The organism is Pseudorhodoferax soli (assembly GCF_003337555.1).
Lineage (GTDB): Bacteria > Pseudomonadota > Gammaproteobacteria > Burkholderiales > Burkholderiaceae_C > Pseudorhodoferax > Pseudorhodoferax soli.
Window position 1 is genome coordinate 299,902 of the sequence record NZ_QPJK01000009.1, and the last position, 15,087, is coordinate 314,988.

A 15,087-nucleotide genomic window follows, 5' to 3' on the forward strand; every position below is an offset into this window, starting at 1 on the left:
ACCGATGAACGAAGAAGCTGCCTACCTGGCCCGCCTGGCCGCCCTGCACGCGAAGAACTGGCCGGCCGGTGTGCCGCGTGAAAGCCACTACCCCTTTGGCCGGCGCCCGCTGTCCGAGTACCTGCGCGAGCGCGCGCGGCTGCAGCCGCACAAGCCCGTCGTGGTCTTCTACGGCCGCGAACTGGGCTTCGGCGAACTCGACGCGCTGAGCGATCGCTTCGCCGCGCTGCTGGCCGCCCGCGGCGTGCAGCGCGGCGACCGGGTCGCGGTGTTCATGCCGAACTGCCCGCAGTTCCTGGTCGCGTTCTACGGCATCCTGAAGCTCGGTGCCGTGCATGTGCCCGTGAACCCCCTGTTCAAGGCCGAGGAGGTGCTCTACGAGCTGCGCGACAGCGGCGCCCAGGTGATGCTGGCGCTGGACCAGCTCATGGACGTGGCCCGCGCGGCGCGCGCGCAGGGCGCGCTGCGGCACCTGTTCGTGACCAGCTTCGCCGACATGCGGCCGGACCACCCCACGCTGCCGCTGCCGGCGGCCGTGGCCGCCGCGCGCATCGATTGCCCCGACGCCGAGGACCTGCTGCCCGCGCTGGCCACCACTACGCCCATCGCGCCCGACGCGCTGCCGCCGCCGGGCCTGGACGATGTGGCGGCGCTCAACTACACGGGCGGCACCACCGGGCTGCCCAAGGGCTGCGTGCACACGCAGGCCGACATGCTCTACACCGCGGCGGCCACGCACAGCATCTCGGTCGACCTGCGCGAGGACGATGTGGGCATCGGCATCAACCCGGCGTTCTGGATCGCGGGCGAGAACGCGCTGCTGATCCAGCCCGTGTTCAGCGGCGTGACCGTGGTGATGCTGGCGCGCTGGGATCCCGTGGCCTGGATGGCGGCCGTGCAGCGCTACCGCGTGAGCTTTGCCGGCCTGGTGCTGGATTCGGCCGTGGAGGTGATGGAGCATCCCGATGTCGCGCGCTACGACCTGCGTTCGCTGCGCAGCATGCGCGTGTCCTCCTTCGTCAAGAAGCTGGGCATGGGCTACCGCGAACGCTGGCGCGCGCTGACGGGCACCACCATGATCGAGTCGGCCTGGGGCATGACCGAGACGCACACCAACGACAGCTTCACGCGCGGCATGCAGGAGGGTGATTTCGACCTGCATGCGCGGCCCATCTTCGTCGGGCTGCCCATGCCCGGTACCGAGTTCAAGGTCTGCGACTTCGACACCGGCGCGCTGCTGCCGCTGGGCAGCGAGGGCGAACTGTGCTGCCGCACGCCCTCGCTGCTCAAGGGCTACTGGAACAAGCCCGAGGCCAATGCGCAGACGCTGCGCGGCGGCTGGCTGCACACGGGCGACATCGCCATGCTGGACGAGCACGGCTACCTGCACTTCCTGGGCCGGCGCAAGGAGATGCTCAAGGTCAAGGGCATGAGCGTGTTCCCGGCCGAGGTGGAGGCGCTGCTGGGCATGCACCCGGCCGTGCTGGGCTCGGGCGTGGTCGGCCGCGCGGACGCGGACAGGGGCGAGGTGCCGGTGGCCTTCGTGCGGCTCGATCCGGCGCAGGCGGCGGGCTGCACGGCCCAGGCCCTGCAGGACTGGTGCCGCGAACGCATGGCCAGCTACAAGGTGCCCGAGATCCGGCTCGTGGAGCGGCTCGCCACGAGCGCGACCGGCAAGGTGCTCAAGAACGAGCTGACGGCACTGCTGGCGCAGGAGCGCGGCGCGGGGCCCTGATCCCGCTCAGTGCCAGCCGAAGGCTTCGCTGGCCGCCATGGTTTCCGGCAGGATATAGACCACGCTGCGCCCCTGGCCCAGCAGCGGCTCCACCTGCTCGGTGTAGAAGGCCACAGGCACGACCACGCAGCCCAGGGAGACCTTGTTGTCGGCCGGCGTCGCGGAGCGCAGCCGCTCGGCGCGGCGCTCGCGCGCCGGGCCGGGGCGCAGCCGGTGGATGGCCAATGCGGCGCCATAGTCGACCCAGACCACCGGCTCGCCCTGCAGGTTGCGGCCGGGCTGGGCCACATACCGGCCGGCCGGCGTGGTGCGTTCGTGCCAGCCCAGCGTGGACAGGTCGCGCTGGTTCAGGTCGGGCGCGCCGCGGTCCCCTGGCGCAGCGCCCAGCAGCGCCGGCGTGGCCGCGCGCAGTTGCCCGTCCGCGCCGAAGAGGTAGAGCATGGCGGCCTTCTTGTCGACGAGCGCATAGGGCAGGCCGGCGTTGTCGTTCGACTGCTGCACCCAATCGGCCACCTGGCGCGCATCGGCCGAGAATTCTGCCGGCGCAGCATGCGCGGCCGGGGCCCATGCCAGAGCCAGGCCGATGGTGCAGTGCAGCAGGAGTTTTTGCATCGCGCCGCATGCTAGCGTCGTAGGTGCAGGCCCACAAGCGCAGGGGCATTCGTCCTACAGGAGCGGCGCGATGGGTGGCGGCAACGGGGCGATCAGCGGAGGCCGGCGTGGCGCTCGCCTGGCGCGTACAAGGCGGCGAAGACCTGCTGCAGCGGCAACTGCTCGGGCAGCACGTAGACGATGCCGCGGCTGTGCTGGAACACCGGCCACAGTTCGTTCTCGAAGAAGGCGACCGGCATGTTGATGCAACCGTAGGAGATGCGGTTGTCTTCGACGCCGGGCGAGGCCAGGCGCTCCAGCCGGCGTTCGCGCGGATCGGTGGCGCGCACGCGGTGCATGGAGACGGCGGCCGCATAGTCGACCCACACCACATCCTCGGGTGTCGTGTTGCGGCCGGCCTGGGCCACGAAGCGGCCGGCCGGCGTGGTGCGCTCCTCGGGCAGCACGGCGTGGATGGGCTTGCCGCCCACGCCTTCCACGGTGTGGTCGCCGGGCGCCGAGCCGAGCAGCACGGGAGTGGCGGCACGCAGGCTGCCGTCAGGGCGGAACAGGAACACCTTGGCGTTGCGCTTGTCCAGGATCACGAAGTGCAGGCCCTGGTGGTCGCCGGAATCGGTGACCCAGTCGGCCACGCGCCGCACGGCCTCGGAGGCTTCTTCGCCGCGCAGGTCGGCCAGGCGCGGCGCGGCATCGGCGTGTGGCAGCGTGCTGCCGGGAGCCTGTAGCGCAAGCCGGGCATGGGGGGCCATGGCCGCCACTGCGGCCTGGCGCGTGCCGGCCGGTGGCAGCACCAACGCCAGCACGGCGCACCCCAGCAGCAGGCCGTATTTCAGGCCTGCCAGCGCGTCGTCGCGCGGTGGGGTGCGGGCGGCCGGCATGGTGCGCAGGCGCGCAACTCAGTTGCGGTCGGCTTGCGGCGGCAGGGTTTGCTGGGTCCCCATGTTGGGGTTGGCCTGGGTCTCGGCCGGCATGGTCTGCGGCGTCTGCGTCGTCGAGTTGTTCATGTTGCTGTTGTTGTTCGGCGTGCCGTCGACCGCGCCCATCTGTGCCTGCTGCGGCGTTTGCGTGGTGCCGCCAGTGGTCTGGGCGTAGGCCAGGCCGATGGCGCCGACCAGCGAGGCTGCGGCGACGAGGGAGGTCAGGGTGGTGGATGCTTTCATGGCTTGCTCTCCTGAATGGTGGATGGAAGGTGAGGGCCGGCAGTGCACCGGCTGAGGTTCAGCTTAGGCGGGGGGAGGGGGCACGGAGTCGGCTCTGCGCGACGGCCGGCGTAGGACAGCACGGCCTGCGGCCCGTCGTCTGCGCGCCATGGGCTTGCAGGGCCGCCTGTAGGACGTCCGCGCCACGGCTACGGGTGTTGGACGCCGGATGGCCATTGCGCACAATGGCCCGTCCCATCGGAGTCGCCCATGTCCGTTCCCCCCTATGCCCTGGCCGTGTGCATCGGCCGCTTCCAGCCCTTCCACCTGGGCCACCGCAGCGTGCTGGTGCAGGCCCTGGCGCAGGCCAGCCGCTGCCTGGTGCTGCTGGGATCGGCCCACCAGGCCCGCACGCCGGCCCAACCCTGGACCTGGCAGGAGCGCGCCGAGATGCTGCGCCAGGCCCTGCCCGAGGAGTTGCGCGAGCGCGTGGAGGTGCAGCCCCTGCGCGACCACCACGACGAGCAGCGCTGGGCCGACAGCGTGCGCGCGCTGGTGGCCGCCGCCCTGCCCGAAGGAGGCCGCGTGCTGCTGGCCGGGCATTTCAAGGACGCCAGCAGCGCCTGGGTGCGCGACTTCCCGCAGTGGAAGCTGTGGGCCGTGCCGGGCTTCGGCGCTTACGACGCGCGCACCGTGCGCGATGCCTTGCTGGGCGCCGGCGCGGACGGCGCGCAGGCCGCGCTGTTGCGCATGGCGCCGCTGCTGCACGCCAACACGCAGGAGTTCCTGCGCGACTGGCTGGACCAGGGCCACCTGCCGGCGCTCGTTGCCGAATGGCAGGCGCTGGCGCGCGGGCGCGCTGAATGGGCCGGCTCGCCTTACCCACCGGTGTTCGTGACGGTGGATGCCGTGATCCGCTGCCAGGGGCGGGTGCTGCTGATCCGGCGCGGCCAGGCGCCGGGCCTGGGCCTGCTGGCCGTGCCGGGCGGTTTCCTGGAGCAGCGCGACACGGTCTACCAGTCGGCCGTGCGCGAACTCGAGGAGGAGACCGGCCTGGCCATGCTGGAGCCCGCGCTGCGCCAGTGCCTGAAGGCCGTCGCAGTGTTCGACCGGCCCGACCGCAGCCAGCGCGGCCGCGTCATCACGCACGCGCACTACTTCGACCTGGGCGAGCGCGCGCTACCGGCGGTGCAGGCCGGCGACGATGCGCGCGACGCGCAGTGGGTGCCGATCGCAGAGCTGGCCGAACTGGAGCCGCAGTTCCACGACGACCACTTCCAGATGCTTGACCACTTCCTGGGCGTGCTGCGGCCCTGAGTTCAGGCGGTAGGGCGGGTCTCGAAGCCGGGCGGCAGGCTGGCGTCGTCGCTGGCGGGAGTGGCCTGCACACCGTCCACGCGCGCGGCCGGCGGGCCCCGTCGGCACCAGGCGAGCAGCGCCTGCAAGGCTTCGGGTTCGGCCTGCGCCATGGCCTCGACCCGGCCATCGTGCCGGTTACGCACCCAGCCGCGCACGCCGAGGCGGCGCGCCTCCCCGGCCATGCTGGCGCGGTAGGACACACCCTGGACACGGCCGCTGATCGACAGGTGCAGCGTGTGCACTGGCGTTCCTTGGGCTTCGGCTGCGGTGCGAGCGCCCTGCGGGGCGGGCGGGCGGGCGCTCATGCGGCGATCTGCTGCGCGGCTTCCCAGGCCCGCGCGATCTCGGCGTCGGCATCGGCGCCGGGGGCGGCCTGGGCGCGCGGCTTGAGCCGTGTCTCGATCAGCGACAGGTGCACGTGCATGGCCTTCATGGCGCGGGCGGCGTCGCCTTGCGCGAGGGCGCGCACGATGTCGTCGTGCTCTTCGCAGGCACAGGCGGACGACGCGGCCGGTTCGAAGAAGACCACCAGCATGGCCGTGCGGCTGACCAGTTCCTGCAGCGCGCGCAGCACGAAGGGGCTGTCGGCGAAGCTGGCCAGCAGCAGGTGGAATTCACCGCTGAGCTGGATGGAGCGCGCCCGGTCCTGCGCGTGCAGGGCCGCGTGCTCGCGTGCGCCATGGGCCTGCAGCGCGGCCAGCTGCGCGGCCGACAGCCGGCCCGCGAGCCGGCCGACGAGGCCGCCCTCGACGATGCGGCGCGCCTCGTAGATCTCGCGCGCCTGCGCCAGCGTGGGGTTGGAGACGAAGCAGCCGCGGTTGGGGATCAGCTCGAGCAGCCGCTCGTGGCCCAGCCGGTGCAGCACCTTGCGCACGCGCTCGCGCGAGACGCCGAAGATCTGCGCGAGCCGGGTCTCGATGAGCTGCGTGCCCGGGGCCAGCCGGCCCGCCAGCAGGGTCTGCGCCAAGGTCGCGTGGATGGCCTGTTCCTGGGGGTGCATCCAGCGAATGTAGCGCAGCCCCTCAGGCCGACGGGGCGTGCGCGATCCAGTGCCGCGCGATCTGCGCGCGCGTGGCGATCCAGGCGCCGCCGCGCGCGTGCAGGTGCGCCAGGATCTGCTCCAGCGCCTTCATGCGGGCGGGCCGGCCGATCATGCGCAGGTGCAGGCCGATGGACAGCATGCGCGGCGCCTGCGCGCCCTCGCGCGCCAGCCAGTCGAAGGCGTCGCAGCAGTACTCGGCGAACTGCCCGGCCGTGGCGAAACGCTGGGTGTGCTGGAACTGCATGTCGTTGGTGTCGAAGGCGTAGGGCAGCACCAGGTGGCGCCGGCCGGCCACGGGCACGAAGTAGGGCAGGTCGTCGTTGTAGGCATCGCTGTCGTACAGGAAGCCGCGCGCGGCCAGCAAGGCACGCGTGGCGGGCGTGCACGCCGAGCGCGTGTGCCAGCCCAGCGGGCGCTTGCCGCAGGCGGCCTCGAAGGCCCGGATGCAGGCGTCCATGTCGGCCGCCTCGCGCTCGGGCGCCATGCCGGCATGGCTTTCCCAGCGCCAGCCGTGGGCCGCCAGTTCATGGCCGCGCGCCACCGCGTCTTGCGCCAGCCAGGGGCTGCGTTCCACGGCGCGGCCGCAGGCGCTGACGGTCATCGGAGCGTCCCAGCGCGCGAAGGTGTCGGCGATGCGCCACCAGGCCGCGCGCGTGCCGTACTCGAAATGGCTGTCGATGCACGGGTCCCAGCCCGTGCGCGGGTCGATCACCTCGTAGACCGACTCGTTGCGCGCATCGCCGTCGGCCACCGAGAACTCGGCGCCTTCCTCGAAGTTCAGCACGAAGGAGACGGCGACACGGGCCTGGTTTGGCCATGTCACGGCTGGCGGCCGGTTGCCGTAGCCGACCAGATCGCGCTGGATCATGGCTCTGCCTTGATGTTCCGTTCCTTCACCACCTTGGCCCAGCGCGTGAACTCGGCGTCGAGGTAGTCGCCCGACTCCTTGAGCGTCATGCTGGCCACCTCACCGCCGGTGCCCTCGACGCGCGCGCGGAAGTCCGGCGACTGGGCCATGGCACGCAACGCCGCGTTGAGCTTTTCCAGGACGGGGGCCGGCGTCTTCGCCGGCGCGAGCAGCATGTACCAGGACACGAACTCGTAGCCGGGCAGGCCGGCCTCGGCCACCGTGGGCACCTCGGGCAGCTGCGGCGAGCGCTTGGCGCTGGTGACGGCCACGCCGTTGAGCTTGCCGCTTTTCACGAGCGGAAGGGAGGACGTGATGATGTCCACCGAGAGCGCCACGCGGTCGGCCATCACGTCCTGCAGCGCCGGCGCCGCACCCTTGTAGGGCACGTGCAGCATGTGCGCGCCCGACATGGATTCGAGCAGCGCTGCGCCCACGTGGCTAGTGGTGCCCACGCCGGAGGATGCGTACTGCACGGCATCGGGCTGGGCCTTGGCCAGGGCGACCAGGTCCTGCATGGTCTTGCCCTTGAGCGCCGGGCCGGTGACGACCACGCTGGGAACCTTGGCCACCACGCCCACGGGCACCAGGTCGGCGCGCGTGTCGTAGGGCAGCTTGCTGTACATGAAGGGGTTGACCGCATGGCCGATCGTCACCATCAGCAAGGTGCTGCCATCGGCCGGTGCCTTGGCGGCCACGTCGGTGCCGATCACGCCGCCAGCGCCGGCGCGGTTGTCGATGACCACGGCCTGCTTGCCACCCCAGGCCTCGCCGAGCTTCTGGCCGACCAGGCGCGCATAGACATCGGCCGCACCGCCGGGCGGGAAGGGCACGACGATCTTGACGGGCCGGTCGGGGTAGGCGGCGGCGTCCTGCGCGGTGGCCTGAGAGAGAGGCGCCAAGGCGGTGCACAAGGTGGCCAGGGCGGCCAGCACATGCCGGCGGGGTGAACAGTGCAGCGGGTCCATGTGGATCTCCAGCGAAAGCAGGGGAATGGCGCACCACCGCTGGCGCACCGGCTTTGTGCACTTTTCCTTGAAAATTGTGCACATTGGCAGGATGGAGCACGTTCCGTGCCGCTGCCCTCCGACGCGCGGAGACCGGGCTTTCCGACACGCGGGGCCGGCCGGGGGCCGCAGCATCGCAACCGATGTCCGCACCCGCCGCCTCTGCCGCTTCGGCCGATTCCGTTGCTTCTGCCGTGCCCCCCGGCCTGGTCTATGTGCACGACGGCATGCCTGGCATCACCCGCCGGCGCAGTGGCAAGGGTTTCAGCTACCGGCGGCCCGATGGCACGCCGTTGGCCGACGCGGCCACACTGCAGCGCATCCGCGCGCTCGCGATTCCGCCGGCCTACAGCCAGGTGTGGATCTGCACGCGCGCCAACGGCCACCTGCAGGCCACCGGGCGCGACGCGCGGGGCCGCAAGCAGTACCGCTACCACCCCGACTGGCATCTGGCGCAAGACGCCGGCAAGTACGCCCGGCTGCAGGAGTTCGCCGGCGTGTTGCCACGCATCCGCGCCGCCGTGCGGCGCGACCTTGCCCTGGCCGGCCCGCTGCAGCGCGACTGTGTGCTGGCGGCCGTGGTGCGGCTGCTGGACACGACGCTGGCGCGCGTGGGCAACGATGTCTATGCGCGCGAAAACGGCTCCTATGGCCTGACCACCTTGCGCGCGCGGCATGCCCAGGTGCGCGGCAGTGCCGTGCGGCTGCGCTTCAAGGGCAAGAGTGGAGTCGAGCACGCCGTGGCGCTGGACGACGCACGCGTGGCCCGCGTGGTGCGCCGCTGCCAGGAACTGCCCGGCCAGGAGCTGTTCCAGTACCTGGACGATGCGGGCGAGCGCCACGTCATCGATTCCGACGGGGTGAATGCTTACCTGCGCCGGGTCAGCGGCGGCGACTTCACGGCCAAGGACTTCCGTACCTGGCACGCCAGCGTGCACGCCCTGACGCTCGCCCGCACCCGCCCCTGCGTGCCGGGCAGTTCGATGTCGGCCCGGCGCACGGCCGCCAAGGCGGTGCTGGCCGAGGTGGCGGCGCGGCTCGGCAACACGGTGGCGGTGTGCCGCAAGGCCTACGTCCACCCGGCGGTGCTCGCGCTGCTGATCGAGGAGGCGCAGCCGCCGGCCTGCCTGGACGTGCCGCCACGGCGCAAGGCCGGGCTCACGGCGGCCGAATGCCGGCTGCTGGGCTTTCTGGAGGCGCTGGCCTAGGTGGCTTGCACGTGGCGGGCGAAATGGCGCAGCACGCGCGCGGCGGCGGGCGTGTCGACGACGCCGGCGGCCAGTGCGGCCGGGTCATGCCCTTCGTTGCGCAATTCGGGGCCGAGCCGCTCCACGTAGGCGCGCATGGCCTGGGCACTGAACTCGGGATGGAATTGCACACCCCAGGCTGCCGGCCCGACGCGGAAGGCCTGGTTCGGCTCGAAGGCGTTGGCCGCCAGCCGCACCGCTCCTGCGGGCAGCTGGTGCACGGACTGCCGGTGCACGACCTGGGCCGGGAACACCGCGGGCAGTGCGCCCAGGACGGGATCGTCGGCTGCGGCCGGTTGCAGCTGCACGGACACCGTGCCGACCTCGATGCCGCCCGGGTGGTAGCCGACCTCGCCGCCCAGGCTGTGCGCCAGCAGCTGGTGGCCGTAGCAGATGCCCAGCACGGGCAGGCCGGCGTGCACCGCGGCGCGCAGCCACGCTGCGGCAGCCTCGCTCCAGGGCTCGCGGTCGCTCACCATGGCGTGCGAACCGGTGATGACCACGCCGGCCAGGGCCTGCGGCGGTGGCAACGCACCGCGGCGTGCGTCGGCCACACGGATGTCCAGGCCGGGGGCCTCGAGGCCGGCACGGATCCAGTCGTCGAAATCGCCCAGCGTCTGGGCAAGGGCGGGGAAGGTGGCGCCGGCCTTGAGGATGAGGAGGGGGGATGTCATGGGAGGCGGTCTGCGAAGCGGCCGAGTGGCCATAGGCGGCGAAAAGCGGCGAAAAGCGGCGAAAAAGCGGGAAGAAGCGGCCGCCACTGTACGTGCTGGGGCGCGGCCTACACTGCGCCGATGGAGATCTACAAGGTGGGCGGCGCCGTGCGCGACGCGCTGATGGGCTTGCCCGTGCACGACCACGACTGGGTGGTGGTGGGTGCCTCGCCGCAGCAGATGCTGGACGCCGGCTACCTGCCCGTGGGCAAGGACTTCCCGGTGTTCCTGCATCCCCAGACGCGGGAGGAATATGCGCTGGCGCGCACCGAGCGCAAGACCGCGCGCGGCTACCACGGCTTTGCCTTCCATGCCGCGCCGGACGTGACGCTGGAGCAGGACCTCGCGCGCCGCGACCTGACCGTCAACGCCATGGCCCAGCCGGCCGCTGCGCAGGGGCTGGACGGCCTGGTCGACCCGTTCGGCGGCGCCGCCGATGTGCGGGGCCGCGTGCTGCGCCATGTGTCGGACGCGTTCCGTGAAGACCCCGTGCGCATCCTGCGGTTGGCGCGCTTTGCGGCCCGCTTCGCCGATTTCACGGTGGCGCCGGCGACCCAGGTGCTGATGCGCGAGATGGTCGAGGACGGCGAGGTCGACGCGCTGGTGCCCGAGCGGGTCTGGCAGGAGCTGGCCCGTGGCCTCATGGAGCGGCGGCCTTCGCGCATGTTCGAGGTCTTGCGTGCCTGCGGTGCATTGGCGCGCCTGTTGCCCGAGGTCGATGCGCTGTGGGGCGTGCCGCAGCGCGCCGAGCACCATCCCGAGGTCGACACCGGCGTGCACCTGATGCTGGTGCTGGATATGGCGGCGGCGCTGGACGCGCCCTTGCCGGTGCGCTTCGCCTGCCTGTGCCACGACCTGGGCAAGGCCACCACGCCCGCCGAGCTGTTGCCCCGCCACCACGGCCACGAGCAGCGCAGCGCCAAGCTGCTGCGGCGCCTGGCCGAAAGACTGCGTGTGCCGACCGAATGCCGCGACCTGGCCGATGTGGTGGCGCGTGAGCACGGCAATATCCACCGGAGCGCCGAATTGGGCTCGGCTGCCGTGATGCGGTTGCTCGAACGCTGCGATGCCATTCGCAAACCGGCCCGATTCGAACAGGCGCTGCTGGCATGCGAATGCGATGCGCGAGGCCGGGCCGGTCTGGAAAATCGCCCGTACCCACAGCGCGCGCGTCTGCAGCGGTGCATGCAGGCGGTGCTGGCTGTGGCGACCGACAGAATCTCGGGTGAGGCTTTGGCAGAGGGCCGCAAGGGGCCGGAAATCGGGGCCCGCATCCAAAAGGCGCGCGTGGCGGCTTTGGAAGAATATCTGGCGCAGGCTTGAGGCAGCCCGCGAAGCCATTATGCGGGCCGGGCGCGATGGCTCGCGCCGCGGCCGCCGGTGATCAGTTGATCAAATACTCTTCGCGGTTCTTGCCTTCGATCCACTTCGGCGGCTTGCCGCGGCCCGTCCAGGTGGCGCCGGTGGACTTGTCGCGGTATTTGGGCGCAACCTTCTGGCCGGCGGTGCTGCTTTTCGCAGTCTTGCGGCCGAAGACGTCGTCGGGCGTCAATGCGAACTCGGCAACCAAGGCGCGAACCTTGTCGATCGCGGACTGATTTTCACGCTGGCGCGCTTCCTCGATCTGCTTCTCGAGGTTTTCGCGCTGCTGCAGCAGTTCCTTGTAGGTGGTCATCGTTTTCCGTCCATATCTTCTGCCGAACCTTGGCAGGCGGGCGGATTATAGGGATAAATCCATTCGTTGCAGTCGACGAATTTCTCTACCGGCCGCTGGGGATTATGCAGACCCGCATTGCCTCAGTCGGGCACCAGGGCGAGGGCCGCATAATCGCCCACGCGGTCCCCCAATCCGGCCGGTGCGAGGATTACCCCTTGCGTCAGCGCTGGAAAATGCGCCTGGACCTGGGCTTGCAATCGGGGCAGCAAATACGCGCGGTGGTGCCAGAAGACGCTGCCGCCCAGGCTGATGCGCTGCAGATCCAGTGTGGCGACGAGGTTGTAGAGCATGCGCCCGAGGATGCGGCACAGGCCGTCGACTGTCTCCTGCGCAGCCGCATCGCCAGAGCTGGCGCGGCCCAGCCAGTCAGCCGCGTCGTGCCCGAAGCGCCGCGCAATCGCGTTGCCGGCCACCAGCGATTCCACATCGCCGCGGTTACCGCAACCGCACAGGGCGTCCTGGTCGTCGACGACGAAGCTGTGGCCGGCATGGCCGGCATTGCCGTTCTTGCCGCGCAGCACGTGGCCGTCCACGCACAGGCCCACGCCGATGCCGGTGCTCCAGGTCACGTAGGCGCAGTCGTCCACGCCCTGCAGCGCGCCCCAGCGGCGCTCGGCCTCCAGCGCGGCGACGCAGTCGTTCTCCACGCGCAGGCGGGCGAAGCGGCGGGCCAGCGGCGCTTCCACGGGCACGCTCATCCAGTCGTTGGGCAGGCCGCGCGCCGGGCCGGCCAGGCCGCCGCAGATGTTGGGCGTGGCCAGCGCGATGCGGCCGTCCTGCTTGACGAAGGGCCCGGCCGAGGACACGCCGGCCGACTGCACCTGGGCCGGATCCACGCCGGCCGCAGCGCACGCCGCGTCGACCAGCCGCAGGATCTGCTCGGACAGCGCCAGCGGCGTGCCGGTCTTGGCCGTGGGTTCGCTCTGGCGCGCGAGGATCTCGGGCTGGGCGCCGGCGGGCGCCAGGCCCACGGCCACCTTGGTGCCGCCGATGTCGATGCAGGCTTTCATGGGCTGTGTTGTCTCAAAGGATCTTGGAAATCAGGCTGACCACGGTGCTCAGCACAAGGGTGCTGGTCAGCGGCACGAACCATTCGCGCCCGAACAGTCGGAAGCGCAGATCGCCCGGAAGTTTCCCGAAGCCGAGCTTGGCCAGAAAGGGTTGCAGCCAGCTGATCAGCATCAGCGCGAGAAAGACGACGAGCAGCCAGCGCAGCATGGAAGGTGTTACAGCGTGTGGCTGCGGTCGCCGTTGGAGAAGCCGGGCGCGTCCCAGGGCACCGCGCCCTTGGCGAGGGCCAGCACCTTGAACAGTTCGCCCATCTCGTGCTCGGCGATGAGGCGGTGCGCCATGGCGCGCTGGGGGACCGGCGCCGCCTCCATGAGCGCGGGCAGGCCGCAATTGATCAGGAAGCGGGCCTGGCTGGTGTAGCCCAGCACGTCCCAGCCGGCGTCCTGCGCGGCCACGGCGATGCCCGTGAAGTCCACGTGGGCGGTGATGTCCTTGGCGCCCAGGTCGGCCAGCGGATCGGCGTCGGCGCGGTGGGCCTGGTGGCACATCAGGGTGCCGGTGCTGCGCTGCGGGTGGTAGTACTCGGCTTCGGGAAAGCCGTAGTCGACGAGCAGCGCCGCGCCGCGCTGCACGTGGCCGGCCAGCGTGCGCACGAAGGCCTGGCCCTGCGGGTGAATCTCTGTCAGGTAGTCGTGCGGGCCGGGGATCTCGACGGGCGGGCGCAGTGCGGTGGGCCGGTCCTGCCAGGCCAGCGCACCGCCTTGCAGCGCCACGCCGCGCTCGTGCCATTGGCCGGCCACGCGGTGCAGCAGCTGCACGGGCATGGCGTCCAGCACCTCGTTGCCGACCAGCACGCCTTCGATCTGCGCGGGCAGTGCGTCGGCCCAGTGCAGCTTGCCGGCATGCCCGGCCAGGCGCGCCTGCTGGCGTGCGCGCAGCTCGGCCGACAGGTCGACGATGGTGTAGCGGCGCAGGCGCGGGCCCAGGTGCTCCAGCAGCTGGGCGGCCAGCGCGCCGGTGCCGGCGCCGAATTCCCAGACTTCGTCGGTGCCGGTGCGCTCCAGCATGTCGGCCACCTGCACGGCCAGGGCCTGGCCGAACAGCGGCGAGAGTTCGGGCGCCGTCACGAAGTCGCTGCCGCCCTCGGGCATGGCGCCGAACTTGCGGCCGGTGTTGGCGTAGTAGCCCAGGCCCGGCGCGTACAGCGCCAGCGCCATGAAGCGGTCGAAGCCGAGCCAGCCGCCGGCCGCTTCGATGGCTTGGGCGATGTGGGCCTGCAATGCGGGGCTTGCCTCGCGCGCGGGGGGGCTTCCATTAGGATGCGCGGTCTCGTTTTCGTGCACCCGTGGATTCTCCCCCAATGACCCAGACCCCCGTCACCGCCGCACGCACCGTGCTGGTCACCGGCGCCGGCCGGCGCCTGGGCCGTGCCATCGCGCTGGACCTGGCCGCAGCCGGCTGGCAGGTGGCCGTGCACTACCGCGCGTCCGAAGCCGAGGCGCTGCAGACCGTGGCGGACTGCAGCGCGGCAGGCCCGGGCCGCCATGCCGCCTTCGCCTGCGATCTGGCCGACGAGGCTGCCACGCGCGCGCTGCTGCCCGCCGTGCAGGCTGTGCTGGGCCCCGTCACGGCGGTGGTCAACAACGCCTCGCTGTTCGAGCACGATGGCGCGCAGGACTTCGGCTATGCCGCGATGGAGCGGCACTGGCGCAGCAACACCGCTGCGCCCATCGTGCTGGCCCAGGTGCTGCACCAGCTGCTGGCCGCGCGCGGCGCCGGCCCGCGCAGCGGCGCGGTGGTCAACCTGCTGGACCAGAAGCTCTGGAACCCGAACCCCGATTTCCTGAGCTACACGCTGTCCAAGGCCGCGCTGGAGGCCGCCAACACCTTGCTGGCCCAGGCGCTGGCGCCGTTGCTGCGCGTGGTCGGCGTGGCGCCCGGGCTCACGCTCACCAGCCATCTGCTCAGCGACGAGGCGTTCGCCGCCGCGCACCGGCTGTCGCCGCTGGGCCGCTCGTCCACGCCCGAAGACGTGGCCGGCGCCGTGCGCTTCGCGCTGGAGAACCAGTCGCTCACGGGCACCACGCTGCTGGTCGATGGCGGCCAGCACCTCATGAAGTTCGAGCGCGACTTCTCGATGATGGAGAAAAAAACATGACGATCAACGCCGCCGGCACCCAGACCCTGCACCTGACCGGACTGCGCTTCGACGCCAACCTGGGCATCCTCGACTCCGAGAAGACCGCGCCGCAGCCCATCCTGGTCGATGCCGAGCTGAACCTGGGCACGCAGCCGCTGCGCCCGCGCGACGACGACATCACCCATGTGCTGGACTACCGCAAGGTGCGCCAGATCGTCATCGACGAGTGCACGGCCGAGCATGTGAACCTGCTCGAAAGCCTGATCGGCAAGCTGGCCCAGCGCCTCATGCAGCTGCCCGGTGTGCTGGGCGTGCGCGTGAGGATCGCCAAGCTGGAAATCTTCGACGACTGCGAAGTCGCGATCCGGGTCGAAGCCGGCCAGTGGTAGCGCAAAAGGCCCCGCGCAGCGGGCCGACCCCGGCTTGGCGGAAAATCCCGCCCTTGCCCTGAGGATCCC

General features: G+C 71.3%; 18 protein-coding genes. 6 read left to right on the plus strand and 12 right to left on the minus strand.

All coding sequences use genetic code 11. The features are described 5' to 3' along the window. Window positions 1-4 precede the first annotated feature (4 nt). Complete coding sequence (locus DES41_RS28805; RefSeq protein WP_114471049.1) at window positions 5-1,735, plus strand: AMP-binding protein; 1,731 nt, start codon at window positions 5-7, stop codon at window positions 1,733-1,735. Between the two features lie 6 nt (window positions 1,736-1,741). Here DES41_RS28805 and DES41_RS28810 read toward each other — a convergent pair whose 3' ends face one another. The 3 genes from DES41_RS28810 to DES41_RS28820 form a co-directional block, all read right to left on the minus strand. Further along, window positions 1,742-2,347 carry a L,D-transpeptidase gene (locus DES41_RS28810; RefSeq protein WP_114471050.1) on the minus strand — a complete coding sequence of 202 codons (606 nt, stop codon included), beginning with the start codon at window positions 2,345-2,347 and terminating at the stop codon, window positions 1,742-1,744. A 92-nt stretch (window positions 2,348-2,439) separates the two neighbouring features. Beyond that, on the minus strand, window positions 2,440-3,225 hold the full coding sequence (locus DES41_RS28815; protein ID WP_114471051.1) for a hypothetical protein: 786 nt from the start codon (window positions 3,223-3,225) through the stop codon (window positions 2,440-2,442). A gap of 18 nt (window positions 3,226-3,243) precedes the next feature. Further along, window positions 3,244-3,507: a hypothetical protein gene (locus DES41_RS28820; RefSeq protein ID WP_114471052.1), complete on the minus strand. Its 264-nt coding sequence runs from the start codon at window positions 3,505-3,507 to the stop codon at window positions 3,244-3,246. Between the two features lie 249 nt (window positions 3,508-3,756). Between DES41_RS28820 and DES41_RS28825 the strand changes: the two genes are divergently transcribed. Next, a complete protein-coding gene (locus tag DES41_RS28825) occupies window positions 3,757-4,803 on the plus strand; it encodes an NUDIX domain-containing protein (protein ID WP_114471053.1) in 1,047 nt (348 codons plus the stop codon). Between the two features lie 2 nt (window positions 4,804-4,805). Here DES41_RS28825 and DES41_RS28830 read toward each other — a convergent pair whose 3' ends face one another. From DES41_RS28830 to DES41_RS28845, 4 genes are read right to left on the minus strand one after another with little or no spacing between them, the layout of a single operon-like run. Continuing rightward, the gene (locus tag DES41_RS28830; protein WP_114471054.1) at window positions 4,806-5,150 is read right to left on the minus strand and encodes an acylphosphatase; all 345 of its coding nucleotides are present in this window, start codon (window positions 5,148-5,150) and stop codon (window positions 4,806-4,808) included. Continuing rightward, window positions 5,147-5,845 (minus strand): GntR family transcriptional regulator, encoded by a 699-nt coding sequence (locus DES41_RS28835; protein WP_114471055.1) that lies wholly within the window; start codon window positions 5,843-5,845, stop codon window positions 5,147-5,149. The genes DES41_RS28830 and DES41_RS28835 overlap by 4 nt, the downstream gene beginning before the upstream one ends. Window positions 5,846-5,867: 22 nt before the next feature. After that, on the minus strand, window positions 5,868-6,755 hold the full coding sequence (locus DES41_RS28840) for a polysaccharide deacetylase family protein (protein ID WP_114471056.1): 888 nt from the start codon (window positions 6,753-6,755) through the stop codon (window positions 5,868-5,870). Next, window positions 6,752-7,762, minus strand: a complete 1,011-nt coding sequence (locus DES41_RS28845) for a Bug family tripartite tricarboxylate transporter substrate binding protein (RefSeq protein ID WP_114471057.1) — start codon at window positions 7,760-7,762, stop codon at window positions 6,752-6,754. Before DES41_RS28845 ends, DES41_RS28840 begins: the two co-directional genes overlap by 4 nt. A gap of 182 nt (window positions 7,763-7,944) precedes the next feature. On the opposite strand from DES41_RS28845, the gene DES41_RS28850 reads away from it, so the two are divergent. After that, the gene (locus DES41_RS28850) at window positions 7,945-9,009 is read left to right on the plus strand and encodes a DNA topoisomerase IB (protein ID WP_114471058.1); all 1,065 of its coding nucleotides are present in this window, start codon (window positions 7,945-7,947) and stop codon (window positions 9,007-9,009) included. Here DES41_RS28850 and DES41_RS28855 read toward each other — a convergent pair. Continuing rightward, on the minus strand, window positions 9,006-9,722 hold the full coding sequence (locus tag DES41_RS28855; RefSeq protein WP_114471059.1) for a glutamine amidotransferase: 717 nt from the start codon (window positions 9,720-9,722) through the stop codon (window positions 9,006-9,008). The genes DES41_RS28850 and DES41_RS28855 overlap by 4 nt on opposite strands. Before the next feature lie 120 nt (window positions 9,723-9,842). Between DES41_RS28855 and DES41_RS28860 the strand changes: the two genes are divergently transcribed. Then, the gene (locus DES41_RS28860) at window positions 9,843-11,084 is read left to right on the plus strand and encodes a multifunctional CCA addition/repair protein (RefSeq protein ID WP_114471060.1); all 1,242 of its coding nucleotides are present in this window, start codon (window positions 9,843-9,845) and stop codon (window positions 11,082-11,084) included. Window positions 11,085-11,145: 61 nt separating this feature from the next. Here the strand turns inward: DES41_RS28860 and DES41_RS28865 are convergent, their stop codons facing one another. The 4 genes from DES41_RS28865 to DES41_RS28880 all read right to left on the minus strand — a co-directional run bounded on the left by DES41_RS28865 (window position 11,146) and on the right by DES41_RS28880 (window position 13,832). Beyond that, on the minus strand, window positions 11,146-11,436 hold the full coding sequence (locus DES41_RS28865; protein ID WP_114471061.1) for an H-NS histone family protein: 291 nt from the start codon (window positions 11,434-11,436) through the stop codon (window positions 11,146-11,148). Between the two features lie 122 nt (window positions 11,437-11,558). After that, window positions 11,559-12,488 carry an ROK family protein gene (locus tag DES41_RS28870; RefSeq protein WP_114471062.1) on the minus strand — a complete coding sequence of 310 codons (930 nt, stop codon included), beginning with the start codon at window positions 12,486-12,488 and terminating at the stop codon, window positions 11,559-11,561. 13 nt (window positions 12,489-12,501) lie between these two features. Further along, window positions 12,502-12,696, minus strand: coding sequence for a DUF2905 domain-containing protein (locus DES41_RS28875; RefSeq protein WP_114471063.1), 195 nt, complete (start codon window positions 12,694-12,696; stop codon window positions 12,502-12,504). Window positions 12,697-12,704: 8 nt separating this feature from the next. After that, a complete protein-coding gene (locus DES41_RS28880; protein ID WP_425466402.1) occupies window positions 12,705-13,832 on the minus strand; it encodes a class I SAM-dependent methyltransferase in 1,128 nt (375 codons plus the stop codon). A gap of 17 nt (window positions 13,833-13,849) precedes the next feature. On the opposite strand from DES41_RS28880, the gene DES41_RS28885 reads away from it, so the two are divergent. Then, a complete protein-coding gene (locus DES41_RS28885; RefSeq protein ID WP_114471064.1) occupies window positions 13,850-14,647 on the plus strand; it encodes an SDR family oxidoreductase in 798 nt (265 codons plus the stop codon). After that, entirely contained in the window at window positions 14,644-15,018 is a 375-nt protein-coding gene (locus DES41_RS28890; RefSeq protein ID WP_114471065.1) for a dihydroneopterin aldolase, read from the plus strand. The genes DES41_RS28885 and DES41_RS28890 overlap by 4 nt, the downstream gene beginning before the upstream one ends. The last annotated feature ends 69 nt before the right edge of the window (window positions 15,019-15,087 follow it).

Bases quoted from the DNA above. Each gene is read 5' to 3' on its own strand.
- DES41_RS28850 (WP_114471058.1), top strand. From the start codon at position 7,945: ATGTCCGCACCCGCCGCCTCTGCCGCTTCGGCCGATTCCGTTGCTTCT.
- DES41_RS28820 (WP_114471052.1), bottom strand. From the start codon at position 3,507: ATGAAAGCATCCACCACCCTGACCTCCCTCGTCGCCGCAGCCTCGCTG.
- DES41_RS28855 (WP_114471059.1), bottom strand. From the start codon at position 9,722: ATGACATCCCCCCTCCTCATCCTCAAGGCCGGCGCCACCTTCCCCGCC.
- DES41_RS28840 (WP_114471056.1), bottom strand. From the start codon at position 6,755: ATGATCCAGCGCGATCTGGTCGGCTACGGCAACCGGCCGCCAGCCGTG.
- DES41_RS28835 (WP_114471055.1), bottom strand. From the start codon at position 5,845: ATGCACCCCCAGGAACAGGCCATCCACGCGACCTTGGCGCAGACCCTG.
- DES41_RS28810 (WP_114471050.1), bottom strand. From the start codon at position 2,347: ATGCAAAAACTCCTGCTGCACTGCACCATCGGCCTGGCTCTGGCATGG.
- DES41_RS28815 (WP_114471051.1), bottom strand. From the start codon at position 3,225: ATGCCGGCCGCCCGCACCCCACCGCGCGACGACGCGCTGGCAGGCCTG.
- DES41_RS28845 (WP_114471057.1), bottom strand. From the start codon at position 7,762: ATGGACCCGCTGCACTGTTCACCCCGCCGGCATGTGCTGGCCGCCCTG.
- DES41_RS28890 (WP_114471065.1), top strand. From the start codon at position 14,644: ATGACGATCAACGCCGCCGGCACCCAGACCCTGCACCTGACCGGACTG.
- DES41_RS28860 (WP_114471060.1), top strand. From the start codon at position 9,843: ATGGAGATCTACAAGGTGGGCGGCGCCGTGCGCGACGCGCTGATGGGC.
- DES41_RS28805 (WP_114471049.1), top strand. From the start codon at position 5: ATGAACGAAGAAGCTGCCTACCTGGCCCGCCTGGCCGCCCTGCACGCG.
- DES41_RS28830 (WP_114471054.1), bottom strand. From the start codon at position 5,150: ATGAGCGCCCGCCCGCCCGCCCCGCAGGGCGCTCGCACCGCAGCCGAA.
- DES41_RS28875 (WP_114471063.1), bottom strand. From the start codon at position 12,696: ATGCTGCGCTGGCTGCTCGTCGTCTTTCTCGCGCTGATGCTGATCAGC.
- DES41_RS28885 (WP_114471064.1), top strand. From the start codon at position 13,850: ATGACCCAGACCCCCGTCACCGCCGCACGCACCGTGCTGGTCACCGGC.
- DES41_RS28825 (WP_114471053.1), top strand. From the start codon at position 3,757: ATGTCCGTTCCCCCCTATGCCCTGGCCGTGTGCATCGGCCGCTTCCAG.
- DES41_RS28870 (WP_114471062.1), bottom strand. From the start codon at position 12,488: ATGAAAGCCTGCATCGACATCGGCGGCACCAAGGTGGCCGTGGGCCTG.
- DES41_RS28865 (WP_114471061.1), bottom strand. From the start codon at position 11,436: ATGACCACCTACAAGGAACTGCTGCAGCAGCGCGAAAACCTCGAGAAG.